Annotated in this window: 14 protein-coding genes and 2 tRNA genes; 6 read left to right on the forward strand and 10 right to left on the reverse strand. The window is 67.6% G+C overall.

The genetic code is table 11. From position 1 onward, the window contains the following. Positions 1-33: 33 nt before the first annotated feature. Genes folC through mobA form a run of 3 tightly spaced genes read right to left on the reverse strand, consistent with a single transcriptional unit; the run spans position 34 to position 4,917 of the window. On the reverse strand, positions 34-1,581 hold the full coding sequence (gene folC, locus ABLE94_RS05135) for a bifunctional tetrahydrofolate synthase/dihydrofolate synthase (protein ID WP_348808270.1): 1,548 nt from the start codon (positions 1,579-1,581) through the stop codon (positions 34-36). Between the two features lie 41 nt (positions 1,582-1,622). Beyond that, positions 1,623-4,268 (reverse strand): valine--tRNA ligase, encoded by a 2,646-nt coding sequence (locus ABLE94_RS05140; protein WP_348808185.1) that lies wholly within the window; start codon positions 4,266-4,268, stop codon positions 1,623-1,625. A 28-nt stretch (positions 4,269-4,296) separates the two neighbouring features. Next, complete coding sequence (gene mobA, locus ABLE94_RS05145) at positions 4,297-4,917, reverse strand: molybdenum cofactor guanylyltransferase (protein ID WP_348808186.1); 621 nt, start codon at positions 4,915-4,917, stop codon at positions 4,297-4,299. A 49-nt stretch (positions 4,918-4,966) separates the two neighbouring features. On the opposite strand from mobA, the gene ABLE94_RS05150 reads away from it, so the two are divergent. Next, positions 4,967-7,282 (forward strand): FdhF/YdeP family oxidoreductase, encoded by a 2,316-nt coding sequence (locus ABLE94_RS05150; RefSeq protein WP_348808187.1) that lies wholly within the window; start codon positions 4,967-4,969, stop codon positions 7,280-7,282. An 80-nt stretch (positions 7,283-7,362) separates the two neighbouring features. Here ABLE94_RS05150 and clpX read toward each other — a convergent pair whose 3' ends face one another. The 5 genes from clpX to ABLE94_RS05175 all read right to left on the reverse strand — a co-directional run bounded on the left by clpX (position 7,363) and on the right by ABLE94_RS05175 (position 12,040). Beyond that, positions 7,363-8,643 carry an ATP-dependent Clp protease ATP-binding subunit ClpX gene (gene clpX, locus ABLE94_RS05155; RefSeq protein ID WP_348803356.1) on the reverse strand — a complete coding sequence of 427 codons (1,281 nt, stop codon included), beginning with the start codon at positions 8,641-8,643 and terminating at the stop codon, positions 7,363-7,365. Positions 8,644-8,887: 244 nt separating this feature from the next. Beyond that, positions 8,888-9,577, reverse strand: coding sequence for an ATP-dependent Clp protease proteolytic subunit (locus tag ABLE94_RS05160; protein WP_348803355.1), 690 nt, complete (start codon positions 9,575-9,577; stop codon positions 8,888-8,890). A 52-nt stretch (positions 9,578-9,629) separates the two neighbouring features. Beyond that, on the reverse strand, positions 9,630-10,208 hold the full coding sequence (locus ABLE94_RS05165; protein ID WP_348803354.1) for an ATP-dependent Clp protease proteolytic subunit: 579 nt from the start codon (positions 10,206-10,208) through the stop codon (positions 9,630-9,632). A gap of 289 nt (positions 10,209-10,497) precedes the next feature. After that, positions 10,498-11,889 carry a trigger factor gene (tig, locus tag ABLE94_RS05170; RefSeq protein ID WP_348808188.1) on the reverse strand — a complete coding sequence of 464 codons (1,392 nt, stop codon included), beginning with the start codon at positions 11,887-11,889 and terminating at the stop codon, positions 10,498-10,500. A gap of 77 nt (positions 11,890-11,966) precedes the next feature. Beyond that, positions 11,967-12,040: transfer RNA gene (locus tag ABLE94_RS05175), tRNA-Pro, on the reverse strand. Positions 12,041-12,263: 223 nt separating this feature from the next. Between ABLE94_RS05175 and ABLE94_RS05180 the strand changes: the two genes are divergently transcribed. Further along, positions 12,264-12,334 (forward strand) — tRNA-Gly (locus tag ABLE94_RS05180). Positions 12,335-12,405: 71 nt separating this feature from the next. On the opposite strand, the gene ABLE94_RS05185 is transcribed toward ABLE94_RS05180, so the two are convergent. Both ABLE94_RS05185 and ABLE94_RS05190 read right to left on the reverse strand, forming a co-directional pair. Beyond that, positions 12,406-13,095 carry a response regulator transcription factor gene (locus tag ABLE94_RS05185; protein ID WP_348808189.1) on the reverse strand — a complete coding sequence of 230 codons (690 nt, stop codon included), beginning with the start codon at positions 13,093-13,095 and terminating at the stop codon, positions 12,406-12,408. Further along, complete coding sequence (locus tag ABLE94_RS05190) at positions 13,056-14,291, reverse strand: sensor histidine kinase (RefSeq protein ID WP_348803350.1); 1,236 nt, start codon at positions 14,289-14,291, stop codon at positions 13,056-13,058. Before ABLE94_RS05190 ends, ABLE94_RS05185 begins: the two co-directional genes overlap by 40 nt. 170 nt (positions 14,292-14,461) lie before the next feature. On the opposite strand from ABLE94_RS05190, the gene ABLE94_RS05195 reads away from it, so the two are divergent. From ABLE94_RS05195 to ABLE94_RS05210, 4 genes are all read left to right on the forward strand, one after another. After that, positions 14,462-14,611, forward strand: a complete 150-nt coding sequence (locus ABLE94_RS05195; protein WP_348803349.1) for a hypothetical protein — start codon at positions 14,462-14,464, stop codon at positions 14,609-14,611. Between the two features lie 11 nt (positions 14,612-14,622). Next, positions 14,623-16,077: a cytochrome P450 gene (locus ABLE94_RS05200; protein WP_348808190.1), complete on the forward strand. Its 1,455-nt coding sequence runs from the start codon at positions 14,623-14,625 to the stop codon at positions 16,075-16,077. A gap of 87 nt (positions 16,078-16,164) precedes the next feature. After that, positions 16,165-16,350 (forward strand): hypothetical protein, encoded by a 186-nt coding sequence (locus tag ABLE94_RS05205; RefSeq protein WP_348803347.1) that lies wholly within the window; start codon positions 16,165-16,167, stop codon positions 16,348-16,350. 204 nt (positions 16,351-16,554) lie between these two features. Beyond that, on the forward strand, positions 16,555-17,754 hold the full coding sequence (locus tag ABLE94_RS05210; RefSeq protein ID WP_425476146.1) for a lipase family protein: 1,200 nt from the start codon (positions 16,555-16,557) through the stop codon (positions 17,752-17,754). Positions 17,755-17,768 lie beyond the last annotated feature (14 nt).

Below are 17,768 nucleotides of genomic sequence, written 5' to 3' on the forward strand. Positions count from 1 at the left end.
GAGCGGTGAAACCCGGGTGTTCGTCGGCCTGATTCACGAGGGTTCCTTCCCGAAGAGGGTTCGTCCGGCACCGGCGGTGACCACCGACCCGGTGATGATGACGCCCGCACCGGACACCGGTTCGCCCTCGGATTCCTCGGCGAGGCCGATGGCCGCGGCCACCGCATCGGGCAGGAACGGCTCCACCACCACCCGGTCCTCACCGAACACCTCGCGGGCGATCTCGGCGAGGTCCTCGGCGTCGAGCGCGCGGGGCGACCCGTTGTTGGTCACCACCACCTGATCGAGGATCGGTTCGAGCGCACTGAGCAGACCCTCGGCGTCCTTGTCACCGAGCACGCCGATCACGCCGACGAGGCGGCGGAAATCGAACTGGTCGGTCAGCGCCCGCGCCAAGGCCTGTGCCCCGTGCGGATTGTGGGCGGCGTCGACGAACACACTCGGCGCGCTGCGCACCCGTTCGAGGCGACCGGGACTGGTCACCGACGCGAATCCCGCTCGCACGGCGTCGATGTCGAGTTGACGATCGGGACCGGCCCCGAAGAACGCCTCCACCGCCGCGAGCGCGAGCGCCGCGTTGGCCGCCTGATGTTCACCGTGCAGCGGCAGGAACACCTCGTCGTACACGCCACCGAGGCCCTGTATCCGGAGTTGTTGGCCGCCAACGGCGGTCACCGACTCGAGGACGGCGAACTCCGAATTCTGGCGGGCGACAATGGTTCCCTTCTCGACGGTCTCGCGCAGCAGGACGTCGATCACCTCGGGTTGCTGCGGCGCGATCACCGCCACCGGATCGACCTGTACCAGATCGTCCTTGCCGCGCTTGATGATTCCGGCCTTCTCCCCCGCGATCGCGGCGAGGGTGTCGCCGAGGTAATCGGCATGGTCCATGGCGATGGGCGTGATGACGGCGACGGTCGCGTCGACGACGTTGGTCGCATCCCAGCGGCCACCCATCCCGGTCTCGACCACCGCCACGTCGATGGGCGCCTCGGCGAAGTAGGCGTAGGCGATCGCGGTGAGCACCTCGAACTTGCTCATCCGCGGGCCGTCGGCGGCCGTCGACGAATCGTCGACCATCGTGATGTAGGGCTCGAGATCATGGTAGGTGTCGATGTAGGCGCGCGCCGAGATCGGTTGTCCGTCAACGGCGATGCGTTCGGTGACCCGCTGCAGGTGCGGGCTGGTGATGCGGCCGGTGCGCCGGTGCAGCGCGATCAGCAGCGCGTCGATCATCCGGGTCACCGACGTCTTGCCGTTGGTTCCGGCCACGTGGATCGCCGGGTAGGCGTGCTGCGGCGAACCCAGCAGATCCATCAGCGTCGAGATCCGGGCGAGGGACGGATCGATCTTCGTCTCCGGCCACCGGGTGTCGAGTTCGGCCTCCAGGTCGGCGAGTTCGGCGAGATCCGAGGCGCTGTCGACCCGGAAGATCGGCGCGTCGGGATCGTCGACGTCGGAGCCCTCGGCGTCGTCGTCGGTCAGCAGCGAGGCCAGATCCATCCGGTCCGGTTCGATCGCACCCGGATCCTCGAAACCGGCGAGATCCTCGGCGGTGAAGATGGGTTCGTCGGCCCCCATCTCCTGACCGTCATCGTCGACGGCGTCGTCCCTGCGGTCGCTCACGATCCTCCCAGCGAGGCGAGTTTGGCGGTCAACCGTTCCACCTCTTCGGTGGCGATCCCCTGCCGCGCCTTGATCTTGGCGACGACCGGCTCGGGCGCCTTCGACAGGAACTGCTCGTTGCCCAGTTTCGCCGTGGTCTGCGCCAGTTCCTTCTCGGCCGCCGCGAGATCCTTGGTGATGCGTTTGCGTTCGGCGGCCACATCGACGGTTCCGGACGTGTCGATCTGCACGCCGACGGTGGCGGCCGACAGGCGCACCTCCAGCGTCGCGGTCGCGGTGAACGCCTCGGACGGATCCTCCAGTCGCGCCAGCGAGGCGATGGCGGGCGTCAACGGCTCGAGCCCCGACTCGGCGAGATGATCGAAACGCACCGGCACCTTCTGACCGGGTTTGAGTCCCTGATCGCTGCGGAATCGGCGCACCTCGGTGATCAGCTTCTGCAGATCCTCGACGCTGCCCGCGGCCGCGGCATCGGCCGCACGTTCCGACGGCAGCGGCCACGGCGCGATCACCACCGACTCGCCTCCCGTCAACGCCGTCCACAGCACCTCGGTGACGAACGGCATCACCGGGCTCAGCGCCCGCAGCAGCGGGTCGAGCACTCCCCCGAGCACCAGACGTGTTGTCTGCGAGCGACTCTCATCACCCTCGGCGAACTGGACCTTGGCGAGTTCGAGATACCAGTCGCAGAACTCGTCCCAGGCGAAGTGATACAGCGCCTCACACGCCTTGGAGAACTCGAAGGACTCGAGGCCGCCCTGCACCTGTGCGAGCACCTCGTCGAGCCGGGTGAGGATCCAGCGATCGGCGACGGTCAGCTGCTCCGGCGACGGGACCTCGCCGAGGGTGGCGCCGTTCATCAGGGCGAACTTGGTGGCGTTGAACAGCTTGGTCGCGAAGTTACGCGACGACGACGCGTGGTCCTCGCCGACCGAGATGTCGCTGCCCGGATTCGCCCCGCGCGCCAGGGTGAACCGCAGCGCGTCGGCGCCGAAGCGTTCCACCCAGTCCAGCGGATCGATGCCGTTGCCCTTGGACTTGCTCATCTTCCGGCCGTGCTCGTCGCGCACCAATCCGTGCAGGAAGAGGTTGTGGAAGGGGACCTCGTTGCCGGGCCCGAGGTCCTTGCCGACGTATGTGCCGAACATCATCATCCGCGCCACCCAGAAGAACAGGATGTCGTAGCCCGTCACGAGAACCGATGTGGGATAGAACTTCTCGAGGTCGGCGGTCTGATCGGGCCAGCCCATCGTGGAGAACGGCCACAGCCCGGAGGAGAACCACGTGTCGAGGACGTCGGTCTCCTGGGTGTAGCCGGCCGGCGGCGTCTCGTCGGGACCGACGCACACCACCTCGCCCTCGGGTCCGTACCAGATCGGGATGCGGTGACCCCACCACAGCTGCCGCGAGATGCACCAGTCGTGCATGTCGTCGACCCAGGCGAACCACCGCGGTTCCATGGTCGTCGGGTGGATGACGGTCGACCCGTCGCGCACCGCGTCGCCGGCGGCCTTGGCCAGCGAGGACACATCGACCCACCACTGCATCGACAGACGCGGCTCGATCGGTTCGCCGGTGCGTTCGGAATGACCGACGCTGTGCAGGTACGGCCGCACCTCCTTGACGATGCGTCCCTGCTCGGCCAGCGCCTCCCGGATCCGCACACGCGCTTCGAAGCGGTCCATGCCGTCGAACGGTGTCCCGGTGCCCGCGATCCGGGCCTGGGTGTCCATGATCGTGGGCATCGCCAGGTTGTGACGCTGCCCGAGCGCGAAGTCGTTCGGGTCGTGTGCCGGGGTGATCTTGACCGCGCCGGAACCGAACTCCGGGTCGACGTAGTCGTCGGCCACGATCGGGATGCTGCGGTCGACGAAGGGATGCTCGAGTTCGGTGCCCACCAGGTGGGCGTAGCGCTCGTCGTCGGGGTGCACCGCGATCGCGGTGTCACCGAGCATCGTCTCCAGTCGGGTGGTCGCGACGACGATGTGCGGCTGCGCGTCGTCGAGCGAACCGTAACGGAAGCTGACCAGTTCGCCCTCGACGTCGGCGTAGTTGACCTCGATGTCGCTGACCGCGGTCTGCAACACCGGCGACCAGTTGACCAGGCGTTCGGCCTGATAGATCAGCCCGTCGTCGTACATCTTCTTGAAGACGGTGGCCACCGCCCGCGAGAGGCCCTCGTCCATGGTGAAGCGTTCGCGGCTCCAGTCGACGCCGTCACCGAGGCGGCGCATCTGCTCGCCGATGTTGCCGCCGATCTCCACCTTCTCGGCCCACACCCGTTCGATGAACTTCTCGCGCCCCAGGTCGTCGCGGGTCAGTCCCTCGTCGGCCAGTTTGCGTTCGACCATCGTCTGCATCGCGATCGCCGCATGATCCATGCCGGGCAGCCAGAGGACCTCATACCCCTGCATGCGCCGCCACCGCGACAACGCGTCCATCAGGACGTGTTCGTAGGCGTGCCCCATGTGCAGGGAACCGTTGACGTTGGGCGGCGGGATGACGATCGAGAATGCGGGCTTCTCGCTTGCCGCGTCGGCGGTGAAGTAGCCGGCGTCGACCCACCCCTGATACAGCTTCGCCTCGTGTTCGGCGGGGTCCCAGGACTTCGGCAGCTCGCGGGAGGATTCGGGTGTGCTCACCCCACAATCTTAGGGAACGCCTCCGGCGCTAGATCCCGGAGGCCGCGCGCAGCCGGTGCAGGTCCTCGGGGGCATTCACGTTGGTCAGCCAGTCCGGATCGGACACACTCACCCGACGGGTCGCCAGCGCGTCGAGCACGGCGGTCATCCGTTTCTCCCCGGTCGCCACCAACTCGGCGATCCTCGACGCCGCCGAGGTGCGATACACCCCGGCCATCGGGTGATCACGTTCGGTGTCGTGGGCGATCACCGCGTCGGCGGAGTCGACGACCGCTCCGGACAGCTCGTCGATCAGCCGGGCCGAGATCAGCGGCATGTCCGTGGCGCAGACGAAGGCCAGATCGGCGCCGGCGGCCGCGGCGGCGGCCAGCCCGACGGCCAGGCCACCCACCGGACCGGCCTCGGGCGCCTCGTCGGTGACCCAGGTGGCCTCCGGGCCGCCGGTGCCGTGCAACAGCCGATACGCCGACGACGACTCCGCCGCGACCACGAAGACCGGCTCGCAGCGTTCCGAGGAGATCCGCACGATTCGCGCCAGCATCGGTTCGCCGTCCCAGTCCAACGCGGCCTTGTCCGTTCCCATCCGCCGCGATCGTCCCCCGGCGAGCACGATGGCGGCGAGTCGGGATTGCTGTGTGGTGTTCGTCATGACACACAGTGTGATCGATATCGGGTCACAAATACGCGAAGATGAGCAGATGAATCATCGGGAAACGACGCCGGTCGACGAACCCGCCGACGTCCACGTCGGTCACATCAAGACCTATGCGGCGGGCGTGCCCGCGGTGGCGGTGGCACTGCGTCGCGGCATCGAGCAGATGGGCACTGTGCGGACCGCACGCACCCTGGCAAAATTGAACCAGCGCAACGGTTTCGATTGTCCCGGGTGCGCCTGGCCGGAAACCCCCGGGCACCGTAAGCACGCCGAGTTCTGTGAGAACGGCGCCAAGGCGGTGGCCGAGGAGGCGACCCGCCGGGTGGTGACACCGGAATTCTTCGCGGCGCATCCGCTCGACGACCTGCGCACCCGCTCGGGGTACTGGCTGTCCCAGCAGGGGCGGCTGACCCACCCGATGTACCTCGCGCCGGGCGACACCCACTACCGACCGGTGAGCTGGGACGAGGCCAACCACATCATCGCCGACGAACTGCGCGCGATGGATCACCCCGATCAGGCCGTCTTCTACACCTCCGGACGCACCAGCAACGAGGCCGCCTTCGTCTATCAGTTGTTCGCCCGCAGCCTCGGCACCAACAACATGCCCGACTGCTCCAACATGTGCCACGAGTCGTCCGGCACCGCGCTGACCGAGGCGATCGGTATCGGCAAGGGCTCGGTGTCGGTCCCCGACCTCGAGACCGCCGACCTGATCATCGTCGCGGGACAGAACCCGGGCACCAATCACCCGCGCATGCTCTCCACGCTGGAGAAGGCCAAACGGGGCGGCGCGCACATCGTCGCGATCAATCCGCTGCCGGAGGCCGGACTGATGCGGTTCAAGGATCCGCAGCGTCCCAGCGGAGTCGTCGGCGACGGTGTGCGGCTGGCCGACGATTTCCTGCAGATCCGCATCGGCGGCGACATGGCCCTGTTCCGCGGCATCTGCCGGATGCTGCTCGACGACGAGAACGAGAGTCCCGGAACGGTTTTCGATCACGATTTCCTGCGCGACAGGTGCGCCGGGGTGCAGTCCTATCTCGATCTGCTCGGCGCGGTCGACATCGATGAGATCCTCGCCGCCACCGGACTCGACCATGCCACGATCCGCGACCTGGCCACCCGGGTCGCGCGGTCGCAGCGGGTGGTGCTGTGCTGGGCGATGGGCCTCACCCAGCAACGCCACGGCGTGGCGACCATCGCCGAGGGCGTCAACATGCTGCTGTTGCGCGGGATGATCGGCAAGCCCGGCGCCGGCGTCTGCCCGGTGCGCGGCCACTCGAATGTGCAGGGCGATCGCACGATGGGCATCTACGAGAAGATGCCGGAGACATTCCTGGCCGCGCTCGACGCGGAGTTCGGCATCGCCAGTCCCCGGGCGCACGGCCACGACACCGTCGCCGCCATCGACGCCATGGTTCGCGGCGAGGTGCGGGTGTTCATGGCGATGGGCGGTAACTTCGTCGCCGCCGCCCCCGACACCCGGGTCACCGAACAGGCACTGGGCCGCTGCCGACTGACCGTGCAGGTGAGCACCAAACTCAACGAGTCCCACCTCGCGACCGGCACCGCCGCACTGATCCTGCCCAGCCTGGGCCGCACCGACAAGGACATCGTCGACGGTGTGGCACAACAGGTATCGGTCGAGGACTCGATGTCGGTGGTACACCTGTCCCGCGGATCTCTGACACCGTCATCACCGCTGTTGCACAGCGAGGTCGGCATCGTCTGCGATCTGGCGACGGCGACCTTCGGCACGGATCACCCCGTCGACTGGACCGCCATGGCCCGCGACTACGACGTGATCCGCGACCACATCTCCCGGGTCATCCCCGGCTTCACCGACTTCAACACCCGCGTGCGCGCCAAGGACGGATTCGTGCTCCCGCACCCGCCGAGGGATTCGCGGGAGTTCGCCACCGGCACCGGCCGGGCCAACCTCGCCGCCCATCCGCTGCGGTGGGTGCCGGTCCCCGAGGGGCGTCTGATCCTGCAGACGCTGCGCAGCCACGACCAGTACAACACCACGGTGTACGGCCACGACGATCGTTACCGCGGCATCAAGGGCAATCGCCGCGTGATCATGGTCCATCCCGACGACATCGCCGCACACGGCCTGACGGCCGGTGATCACGTCGACATCGTGTCGGAGTTCGCCGGGCCCGACGGACCGGAGGAACGACGCGTCACCGACTTCGAGGTCGTCGCCTACGACACCCCGCGCGGCAATGCCGCCGGCTACTACCCGGAGACCAATCCCCTCGTCCCCCTGCACCTGGTGGCCGAGGAATCCAACACACCGGTGTCCAAGGCCGTCGTCATCCGGCTCGAGCGCACCGCAAACGCTCCGGACTGATTCGGACAGCGCAACGACGCGGGCCGCTCCACGATCTGACTGTGGAGCGGCCCGCGTCGTGTCTGTGCGTGGGGCGCGTGTCAGGCGCTCTTGTCGCGCCGCTCGTCGTCGTTGTCGCTGCGCGGGACGATCGTCGGGAGCACGTTGTCGTTCACGGTCTCGCCCGTGACGACGACCTTCTCCACATCGTCGCGGCTCGGGATGTCATACATCACCGGCAGCAGCACTTCCTCCATGATGGCGCGGAGTCCACGGGCGCCGGTCCCACGATGAATGGCCTGATCGGCGATCGCCTCGAGCGCATCGGTGGTGAACTCGAGTTCCACATTGTCCATCTCGAAGAGCTTGGTGTACTGCTTGACCAGCGCGTTCTTCGGCTCGGACAGGATCGACACGAGCGATTCCTTGTCCAGGTTGGTCACCGAGGCGATGATCGGCAGACGGCCGATGAACTCCGGGATCAAACCGAACTTGATCAGATCCTCCGGCATCACCTCGGCGAAGTGATCGGTGGTGTCCACCTCGTTCTTGGAGGCCACCTCGTTGCCGAAACCGATGCCGCGCTTACCGATTCGTTCGGAGATCACCTTCTCCAGGCCGGCGAAGGCACCCGCCACGATGAACAGCACGTTGGTGGTGTCGATCTGGATGAATTCCTGATGCGGATGCTTGCGACCACCCTGCGGGGGCACCGACGCCTGGGTTCCCTCGAGGATCTTCAGCAGCGCCTGCTGCACACCCTCACCGGACACGTCGCGGGTGATCGACGGGTTCTCGCTCTTGCGGGCGATCTTGTCGACCTCGTCGATGTAGATGATGCCGGTCTCGGCGCGCTTGACGTCGTAATCGGCAGCCTGGATGAGCTTCAGGAGGATGTTCTCCACGTCCTCACCGACGTAGCCGGCCTCGGTCAGGGCGGTCGCGTCGGCGATGGCGAACGGCACGTTGAGCATCTTCGCGAGGGTCTGGGCGAGATAGGTCTTTCCGCAGCCGGTGGGGCCGAGCATCAAGATGTTCGACTTCATCAGCTCGACGCTCTCACCGCCGCGCGCTTCCTTCTTCTCGCCCGCCTGGATCCGCTTGTAGTGGTTGTAGACGGCCACCGCGAGGGTCCGCTTGGCGGTGTCCTGGCCGATGACGTAGTTCTCCAGGAAGTCCTTGATCTCGGCGGGCTTGGGCAGCTCGTCGAGCTTCACGTCACCGTTCTCGGCGAGTTCCTCTTCGATGATCTCGTTGCAGAGATCGATGCACTCGTCGCAGATGTACACACCGGGACCGGCGATGAGCTTCTTGACCTGCTTCTGGCTCTTTCCGCAGAAGGAGCACTTCAGCAGATCGCCACCATCTCCGATACGTGCCATCTTGTGCTGTACCTACTTCCTCGATGTGTCCGAACCACCTGCGTGGATCGCCACCGGATCGGCGACGACGCCACCGGCGGTGCGGTCGGTCGTGAGCTGCCCGCGGGCAGGCTCGACGGGCGTCACGAAAGGCTCGTTCACCCGACGGTACCCGCGGTCGCGCGTTACTTCGACCGCTTGGGCCAAATGTCGCGCAGATTGCCGGAAAGAGCCGGTGGTCGCGGTGCCGCGACCACCGCTCACCTCACTTCTTCAGCGACTTCTTGCGGTATTCGAACACCTCGTCCACGATGCCGTACTCCTTGGCGGCAGCGGCGGTGAGGATGTTGTCGCGGTCGGTGTCCTTGCGGATCTTCGCCGGATCCTGACCGGTGTGGCCCGCCAGGATCTCGTCGAGCCGGTTGCGGATCCGCTCGATCTCGGCGGCCTGGATCTCCAGGTCGGAGACCTGTCCCTGGTAGGCGCCGCCGGTGCGGGGCTGGTGGATGAGGATCGTCGCATTGGGCAGCGCGGCACGTTTGCCGGGGGTGCCACCGGCCAGCAGGATCGCCGCGGCCGACGCCGCCTCACCGAGGCAGACGGTGACGATGTCGCAGTGGACGTACTGCATGGTGTCGTAGATGGCCAGCATGTCCGGCACGCTGCCGCCCGGCGAGTTGATGTACATGGTGATGTCGCGGTCGGGATCCTGCGACTCGAGCACCAGCAGCTGCGCCATCACGTCGTTGGCGACGGTCTGGTCGATCGGCGTACCGACGAAGACGATGCGCTCCTCGAACAGCTTGGCGTAGGGATCGTACTGCCGCTGCCCGTTGGGGGTGTGCTCGATGAACTGCGGGAGGATGTAGCGCGCCTGGATGCCCTTGAGCGCCAAGGCCGAGGCGGGAATTCCGGCGGCCACGTCGGCCGGCAGCGAGTCATACATGTTGGTCATGGTCCTACTCCGTGAAGGTGGTGGTGGGATGGTCTCGACTGCTACCGGGCGACTACTGCGAGCCGATCGCGGCACGGGCGATCACATGGTCGACGAGGCCGTAGTCCTTGGCCTCGGCCGCGGTGAACCACTTGTCGCGATCGGCGTCGGCCTCGATCTTCTCCAACGGCTGCCCACTGAACTCGGCGTTGAGCCGGTTCATCTCCTTCTTGGTGGCGGCGAACTGCTCGGCCTGGATCGCGATGTCGGCGGCCGTACCACCGATGCCGGCGGACGGCTGGTGCATCATGATCCGGGCGTGCGGCAGGGCGTGCCGCTTGCCCTTGGCCCCGGCGGCGAGCAGGAACTGCCCCATCGACGCGGCCATCCCCATCGCGTAGGTGGCGACGTCGCACTCGGCGAGCTGCATGGTGTCGAAGATCGCCATGCCCGCGGTCACCGATCCGCCCGGTGAGTTGATGTAGAGATGGATGTCCTTGGTCGGGTCCTCGGCCGCCAGCAACAGGATCTGCGCGCACAGCCGGTTGGCGATGTCGTCGTCGACCTGGGTGCCGAGGAAGATGATCCGTTCCCGCAGCAGCCGCTCGAACACCGAATCGGTGAGGTTCAGCCCGGCAACACCCGAACTCATCGAAGGAGTGCGGCCGCCAGAGGACATTGCACCCGCGGGGTCAACAGTCGGATTGCTCACGATTCCTACCTTTACCTGTCGTAGCTCTTTCACGTACCGGCCGCACCGGGCCGGCACCTGTACTTCGCACGTCGTTCGCTCGTCACCGACACTAACCAATCCGGTGCCACGGGCACTCCCGTCAACGCCCGTCTTCGCTCACAGCAGAACCGAATCGGTGGACCGGAGGACAAGACATGACAGCCGGACACCTCGTGCGGTGTCCGGCTGTCAGGTCATGGTGAAGCGATCAGGCGTCAGAGCTCTTGTCGTCTGCGCCCTTGTCCTCTGCGGTGGCGTCGGCATCCGCATCGTCCTCGTCGGCGGTGCCGAAGAACTCCGTGGTGTCGACGGCGTTGCCGTCGGTGTCGGTGACGGTGACCTCACCGACGATGCCGAGCAGCGCCTTGTTGCGCCGCACGTCGGCGTAGACGGCGCCGACCTGGTTGGCCTGGGTCAGCTGCTGGATGAACTCCTGCGGAGCCATCCCGTACCGCTGCGCGGAGAAGAGGATCTGCTGGGTCAGCTCGTCCTGGCTGACCTCGGTGTCCTGCTGCTCGGCGATGGCGTCGAGGAGCAGCTGCTGACGCACCGACTTCTCGGCGGTCTCGCGGGCGTCGGCCTCGAAGGCCTCCCGCGTGGTGCCCTGGGCCTCGAGGAGCTGGGCGAAGATGGCCTCGTCGTGTCCGATGCTGTGCAGGACCTGCTCGAGGGAGTTGTCGACCTCGGCCTGCACGACGTTCTCCGGCAACGGGACCTCGACCTTGGCGAGCAGCTCGTCGAGGACGGCGTCGCGGACCTTGTTGGCCTGCTCCATCTTCTTCGACTGCGCCACCCGCTCGGCCAGCGACTCACGAAGTTCGTCGACGGTGTCGAATTCGCTTGCCATCTGCGCGAATTCGTCGTCGAGCTCGGGCAGCTCGCGTTCCTTGACCGAGTTCACGGTCACGGTGACGTCGGCCTCCTCGTCGGCGTGCTCACCGGCGACGAGTGTGGTGGTGAAGACCTTCGACTCGCCGGCCTTGAGTCCGACGAGGGCCTCGTCGAGGCCGTCGATGAGGTCTCCGGCGCCCACCTCGTGGGACAGGCCCTCGGTGGAGGCCTCCTCGACCGGTTCGCCGTCGATGCTCGCGGCGAGGTCGATCGACACCATGTCGCCGTCCTGCGCACCGCGATCCACACCGGTGAGGGTGCCGAAACGGGCACGCAGGCCCTCGATCTGCTCGTCGACGGCGTCCTCGTCGTCGGCGATCGGATCCACCTCGACCGACAGGGTCGAGTAGTCCGGGAGTTCGAGTTCGGGACGGACGTCGACCTCGGCGGTGAACGAGATCGACTCGCCGTACTTGAGTTCCTCGAGATCGATCTCGGGCTGACCGATGGCCTTGGTCTCGGTCTCGGCGACGGCCTGGCTGTACTTGCCGGGCAGCGCGTCGTTGACGACCTGCGCGAGGATCGAGTCGCGACCGACGCGCGCCTCGATGAGCTTCGCGGGGGCCTTGCCCGGGCGGAAGCCGGGGATACGGACCTGCTGTGCGAGGGCCTTGTAGGCCCGGTCGAAGTCGCCCGAGAGCTCCTCGAACGGGACTTCCACGTTGAGCTTCACCCGGGTGGGGCTCAGCTGCTCGACGGTGCTCTTCACGCCTGATGCTCCTTATATCTGCGTTGCGTACGCCATGATCGTCGCGGCCCCCATTCCGTGGGCCGTCATCGGTTCTGTCGGGATGACAGGATTTGAACCTGCGACCCTCCGCTCCCAAAGCGGATGCGCTACCAAGCTGCGCCACATCCCGTGGTCCCGTTCACCGAACATGCCGCCATCACGACGTGTCGAGGCAGGGCCGACAGCCGATCTTACGGGTCGGGCACCGGGGGAGAAAAACCGGTCCACCCCACGCAGCCGATCGGGACCCGGAGACCCGCCGCGAGGCAGGCGATTTCTGATCCGGGGCACCGAACCTGTACAGTCTCATGCGCGCACTTCGGACGGCCCCTCGGGCGGTTGTGACGGCGCACGCGGGTGTAGCTCAATGGTAGAGCCCTAGTCTTCCAAACTAGCTACGCGGGTTCGATTCCCGTCACCCGCTCGCGCACTGCCCCGGTCCCCTCGGACCGGGGCATTCTGCGTTTTTCGCCGCAGGTGCTCGCGGGCGTGACCTCACGCCCGCGGCGTCACCATCTTGTGGTCGAAGGCGTAGATCACCGCGGCCGCCCGATCACGCACCCCGAGTTTGGTGAAGATCTTGCCGACGTGACTCTTGACCGTGACCACCGAGATCACCAGTTCCGCGGCGATCTCGTCGTTGGTCAGTCCCCGCCCGATCAGTCCGAGCACCGTTATCTCGCGCGCGGTGAGATGATCGGGCGCCGCGGCCGCATCGGTGGTGACCGGCATGGACCGGTACGCGTCGAGAACGTGCCCGGTGACCGCCGGATCGAGGACGGCCTCACCCGCGGCGACCACTCGCACCGCGCGGATGAGGTCTTCGGCGGGCGAGTCCTTCAACACGAATCCGGCCGCGCCCGCCCGTAGTGCCTCCGACAGGAGTTGCTCGTCGCGGTAGGTCGTCAGCACCAACACCGGCGGCGCCCCCGCACACTCGGACAGCCTGCGAGTGGCCTCGGCCCCGCCGACGCGTCTCATCCGCAGATCCATCACCACGACGTCGGGCCGATGCTCGGCGACCATGTCGGGCACCTCGTCGCCGTCGCCGCATTCGGCGACGATCTCGAAGCCGTCCCTGGCCCGCAGGATGCGGCGCAGACCGGCGCGCACGAGTTCCTGGTCGTCGACCAGCGCCACCCGGGTCACGCCGACGTCACCGCCGGGATGTGGTCTCGTGCGCACCCACCCGGGTCGGCGACCTCGGTGATCCCGGCCGGCAGCGTCGCCTCCACCATCCATCGGCCCGCGACCACGCCGACGTCGACGGTTCCGCCGAGGTTGCGCACCCGGGAGTCCATCCCACGCAGACCCGACCCGCCCCGGCCGCGACGGAGGTTGGGCGGCACCGGATTTGCCACCCGGATCACCAACCGGCCATCACCCGCCGGCCCGACGTGCACGGTCACCGACGCCCCCGGCACATGTCTGCTCGCGTTGGACAGGGATTCCTGAACCACCCGGTACACCGCCAGCCCGGTTCCGGCGGTGACGGGTCCGACGTCGGCGAGGTCACCGTCGATCTCGACACCGGCCCGGCGGAAACCGTCGATCAGATCGTCGAGGTCGGCCACCCCCGGTTGCGGATCACCGTCCATCCCCTCGCCCCGCAGCAACTCGATGGTGTGACGGACGTCGTGCATGGCGGCGCGGCCGACCTTCTCGGCGTCCTCGAGGGCCTCGGCCGCCTCCGAGCGGTCATCAGCCGAGCGGTCATCAGCAGAGCGGCCGGCGTCCTCGCGCAGCGCACGCCGGGCCGCGGTGACGTTGAGCAGCACAATGCTCAACGAATGTGCGAGTACGTCGTGGATCTCACCCGCGATCGCCGCCCGGTCCAGTGCGGCCTGCTGGGTACGCGCGGTGCGCTCGGCCCGCAACAGATGCAGTTGTTTCTGCATCAGGTGGCCGACCACGCCGGCGAAACCGACCATCAGGGCGAGCAACCAGCCCTGGTCGATGACACCGGCGAGGCCCCCGCCGACGGCGGTGAGCGACAGCGCAGCCGTGGTGATCAGCCCCCGGTGGCCGGTGGCGATGGCGGCGGTGACGGTGGCCGACAGCGGCAGCAACAGTGACGCGACATCCACGTGCACCGGCGTCTGCCAGAACAGCACCACCGAGATGATCGACGACGCGGCCAGGCCCATCACCCAGGGGCGAAGTGGCGCCACCAGACACACCAGGTGAGGTGCCACGCTGACCAGCGCGCCGGCCACCGGCCACAACCAGGCCGCACCGTGAACACCGTCGATGCCGCGTTGCACGACCGCGGCCACGCACAGCGTCACCACCGCGAGATCGGCGATCATCATGTACCCCGGCGGATAGTCGAAACCGAAGCGTTCCATCGCGTGCCGGTAATGGGCGTCCAACCAGCGCATCCGCCGATTCTATCGCCGCGTGACACCGGCCACATCCACCCACGGTCGGATTCTCCGGTCCTGCCCGAGACGGACGAAAGGATCCACCCGCAGCCCGCTGACCTGCAGCGACATTCTTCCTAGCGTTATCGGTACCCCCACACCGGGATTCGATCGAAGGGAAAGACGTCATGTGGCTGCTCCTCGGAATCACCATTCTCGTTCTCGTGCTCCTCGCCTGGCTGACACACGACCCCGACAACATGGATTACCGCGGCCGCGAGGAACGGGCCGCCTTCGCCGCCCGCGAACGTCGCATCCGCACGGCGCGGTTCTCATGAGCGGGAGTCGCATGAGTGCCCCGACCATGCGCTCACACTCCGGACCCGGCCGCGCCTGGTTCGCCGCCGCGTCCGACGCCCGGTCGGGTCTGCTCACCCTTGATGGCGAGGCGGGTCCACTGGTCGCCGACGACGCCCGCGACCTGCCGCGCGCACCACTGGCCCGCGCCGCGTCACTGTGGCGCACGATCGACTTCGCCCGCAACGAAACCGACCTGATGTTCGCCGACGCCGCCCGATTGGGCGATGTGGTCGCCTATGACCTCGTCGGCGGGCCCGGCGCGATCGTGACGATCTCCGATCCCGGCCACATCCGGTCGATCGTGACGGCGGCGCCGGAGATCGCGCCCTCGGCCACCCGCCATTCCCTGCTGCGGCCCATCGTCGGCGGAGATTCGGTCCTGACGACGCTCGGCGAGCAGCATCGTCGTCAGCGCGCCCGGTTGATGCCCGCGTTTCACCGTTCCGCGGTCGCCGACTGCCGTGGTCACATCGAGCGGGCCTGCGGCGAGCGGATCGACCGGTGGCGGCCGGGTTCGGAGGTGGCGGTGGCCGGCATTGCCGAGGAGATCACCCTCGACGTCATCACCCGTGTCGCCTTCGGCCTCACCGACGACGCCTCGTCGACTCCGGCCGAGCGTGCCCTGCGGGTCGCGGTGCGACGCAGCATGCGGTTCTCGACGACACGCATCGGGGTCGCCGCGCAGTTGCGCAATGCGCGCAGGGAGGAGGCGACCGGAATTCTCGCGCTGGGTCTGGCGCCGCTGGACCGCGCGGTGCACCGACTGATCGCCGAACGCCGCAGCCTCGACGACAGCGGTCACGGCGACACCGACCGCGACGACGTGCTGTCGGTGTTGCTCACCGCCCGAACCCCCGACGGCGCCCGACTCTCCGACTCCGAGATCAGGGACGAACTCGTCGGGCTCCTCCTCGCCGGTCACGAGACGACGGCACACACCACGGCGTGGGTGTTCGAGCGTCTGACCCGCCATCCGCGCATGCTGGCCGACGCGCGTGACGCGGCACGCGCCGGCGAACGCGACGTCGTCGACGCGGTGATCACCGAGACGATGCGGTGCCGCCCGGTGGTTCCGTCCATTGCGCGAGAAGTGTTGCGCCCCTGGAAGTTCGGACGATTCCGCGTGGACGCGGGCACCGTGGTGATCGCGAGCACGATACTGCTGCACCATCGCGACGACCTCTACCCGCAGCCCTTCGCATTCCGGCCGGAACGGTTCCTCGGCACGCGTCCGTCACCGCACGCCTTCCTCCCCTTCGGGGGCGGCAACCGCCGTTGCCTGGGCGCACATCTGGCGATGGCCGAACTCGACATCATCGTCACCGAGGTCCTGCGCCGGGTCGACCTCGAGGCCACCGACCGCGCGCCCGAGCGGCCGCGGCACCGCAATGTCACGATGATCCCGGCGGACGGGGGTCGCGTCCGCGCACGTGCGGTGCACTGACGCCCGGCGCCGACGGGTCGCCCACGGCGTCCGCCACACGGCCGTCCGTTGATGTGATATTCGCCACATTCGGCGTAGTCTGAGGCCATGTCTTCCAGTCATGTGAAAAGCCAACGCAAGTGCCCCTCGTGCGGGGCGAATCTGCACGTCCGCAAGGACGTCGCGACCAGCGAGGGAGGTCACCGCCGCGTCGACACGATGCTCGTGTGCCGCGACGAGGCCTGCTCGGAACCCGCACGCCACCTCCACACCGAGCACCTGCAGACCGCCTGAGCCCGGTCCCACGTCACCACGGCCGCACCTGGTCATTTGTTCCAGTTGACAGCGGTGGCGTGACCCAAGAGATTGTGACCCGGGCGGGGGTCCTGCGGCGGTACTCCACACCGCGCAGGCGTGCAGGCACAATCCCTTGGGGGGACCTTGTCCACAATCTTCGGCCGTCGCGTGCGCGCGGCCGCGCTCACCCGGCTCGCGTGTATCGCATTGACGGTCGCGGGCCTCGGCGCGGCGATCACCGCCACCGCCGCCGGCCCGGCCCACGCCGACAACGTCGCATTGCCCACCTCACTGAGTGACCCGTTCTACGCCGCTCCCGCCGACATCGGGCGCTTCCGCGACGGCGACATCATCGCGACCCGCACCCGCGTCAACCCGCCGGCATTCGTCGATGTGCGGACGTATCAGATCAAGTTCCGCACGACCGACAGCGAGGGCGCGCCGATCGCCGCGGTCACCACGCTGCTCGTTCCGGTTCACAAGCAGGCCAACGGGCCGTTGCTGTCGTTCCAGCACATCATCAATGCCACCGGACTCGAATGCGCCCCCTCGCAGGCACTGTGGACCAGCGACCCGAACCTCACGATTCGCGAGGCACCCGGCCTCAACGTCGCGCTGCAGCGCGGCTGGACGATCGCCATCCCCGATCACCTCGGGCCGCGTAGCTCCTACGGCGCGGCGAAGCTCGGTGGCCAGATCACCCTGGACGGCATCCGCGCGGTGCAGCACTTCTCCCCCGCCGGCGTCGCGCGGAGCAAGGTCGCGATGGCCGGATACTCCGGCGGTGGCATGGCCACCGCGTGGGCCGCGGCTCTCGCCCCCACCTATGCCCCCGACCTCGACATCGTCGGCGCGGCCTACGGCGGCGTGCCGATGGATCTGATCAAGATGGCGGAGGGTCTGGGCTACAACAATCCGCATCCGGCCTTCGGTCTCGCCTTCGCCGCCGCCATCGGACTCTCGCGCGAGTATCCGCAGCAGATTCCGATGCTGAAGTATCTGTCGCCGGTGGGGATGCGCATGTTCCTCGAGATGCGCAACGCCTGCACCAACGACATCCTGCGTCTCGGCGCGGGCCATTCGGCCAAGGAGGTGTCGGTCGGCGGCGAGCAGATCTTCGAGGACCCCACGGCGCGACGTGTGGTCCGGGACAACAGTCTCGTCTTCTATCCGGGGATACCGACCACCCCGATCTTCGAGTGGCACAGTCCGACCGATGCGTTGATCCCGGTGTCGTCGATCGATCAGACCCTGGGGCGTTACTGCCGGGCCGGGGTGCGAGTGCAACACTTCTCGACGCCGTCACCGGACCACATGTCGGCCGCCGTGATCGGGCTGCTGCCCGCCTTCAATTACCTCGGCGACCGATTCGCCGGGATCCCGGCACCCCGCACCTGCTGAGTGTGTCGCTTGTC

Source organism: Gordonia sp. VNK1, assembly GCF_040049135.1.
Classification (GTDB): Bacteria; Actinomycetota; Actinomycetes; order Mycobacteriales; family Mycobacteriaceae; genus Gordonia; species Gordonia oleivorans.

Bases quoted from the DNA above. Each gene is read 5' to 3' on its own strand.
- folC (WP_348808270.1), bottom strand. From the start codon at position 1,581: ATGGGGGCCGACGAACCCATCTTCACCGCCGAGGATCTCGCCGGTTTC.
- mobA (WP_348808186.1), bottom strand. From the start codon at position 4,917: ATGACGAACACCACACAGCAATCCCGACTCGCCGCCATCGTGCTCGCC.
- ABLE94_RS05150 (WP_348808187.1), top strand. From the start codon at position 4,967: ATGAATCATCGGGAAACGACGCCGGTCGACGAACCCGCCGACGTCCAC.
- clpX (WP_348803356.1), bottom strand. From the start codon at position 8,643: ATGGCACGTATCGGAGATGGTGGCGATCTGCTGAAGTGCTCCTTCTGC.
- ABLE94_RS05160 (WP_348803355.1), bottom strand. From the start codon at position 9,577: ATGACCAACATGTATGACTCGCTGCCGGCCGACGTGGCCGCCGGAATT.
- ABLE94_RS05165 (WP_348803354.1), bottom strand. From the start codon at position 10,208: ATGAGTTCGGGTGTTGCCGGGCTGAACCTCACCGATTCGGTGTTCGAG.
- ABLE94_RS05190 (WP_348803350.1), bottom strand. From the start codon at position 14,291: ATGCGCTGGTTGGACGCCCATTACCGGCACGCGATGGAACGCTTCGGT.
- ABLE94_RS05195 (WP_348803349.1), top strand. From the start codon at position 14,462: ATGTGGCTGCTCCTCGGAATCACCATTCTCGTTCTCGTGCTCCTCGCC.
- ABLE94_RS05200 (WP_348808190.1), top strand. From the start codon at position 14,623: ATGAGTGCCCCGACCATGCGCTCACACTCCGGACCCGGCCGCGCCTGG.
- ABLE94_RS05205 (WP_348803347.1), top strand. From the start codon at position 16,165: ATGTCTTCCAGTCATGTGAAAAGCCAACGCAAGTGCCCCTCGTGCGGG.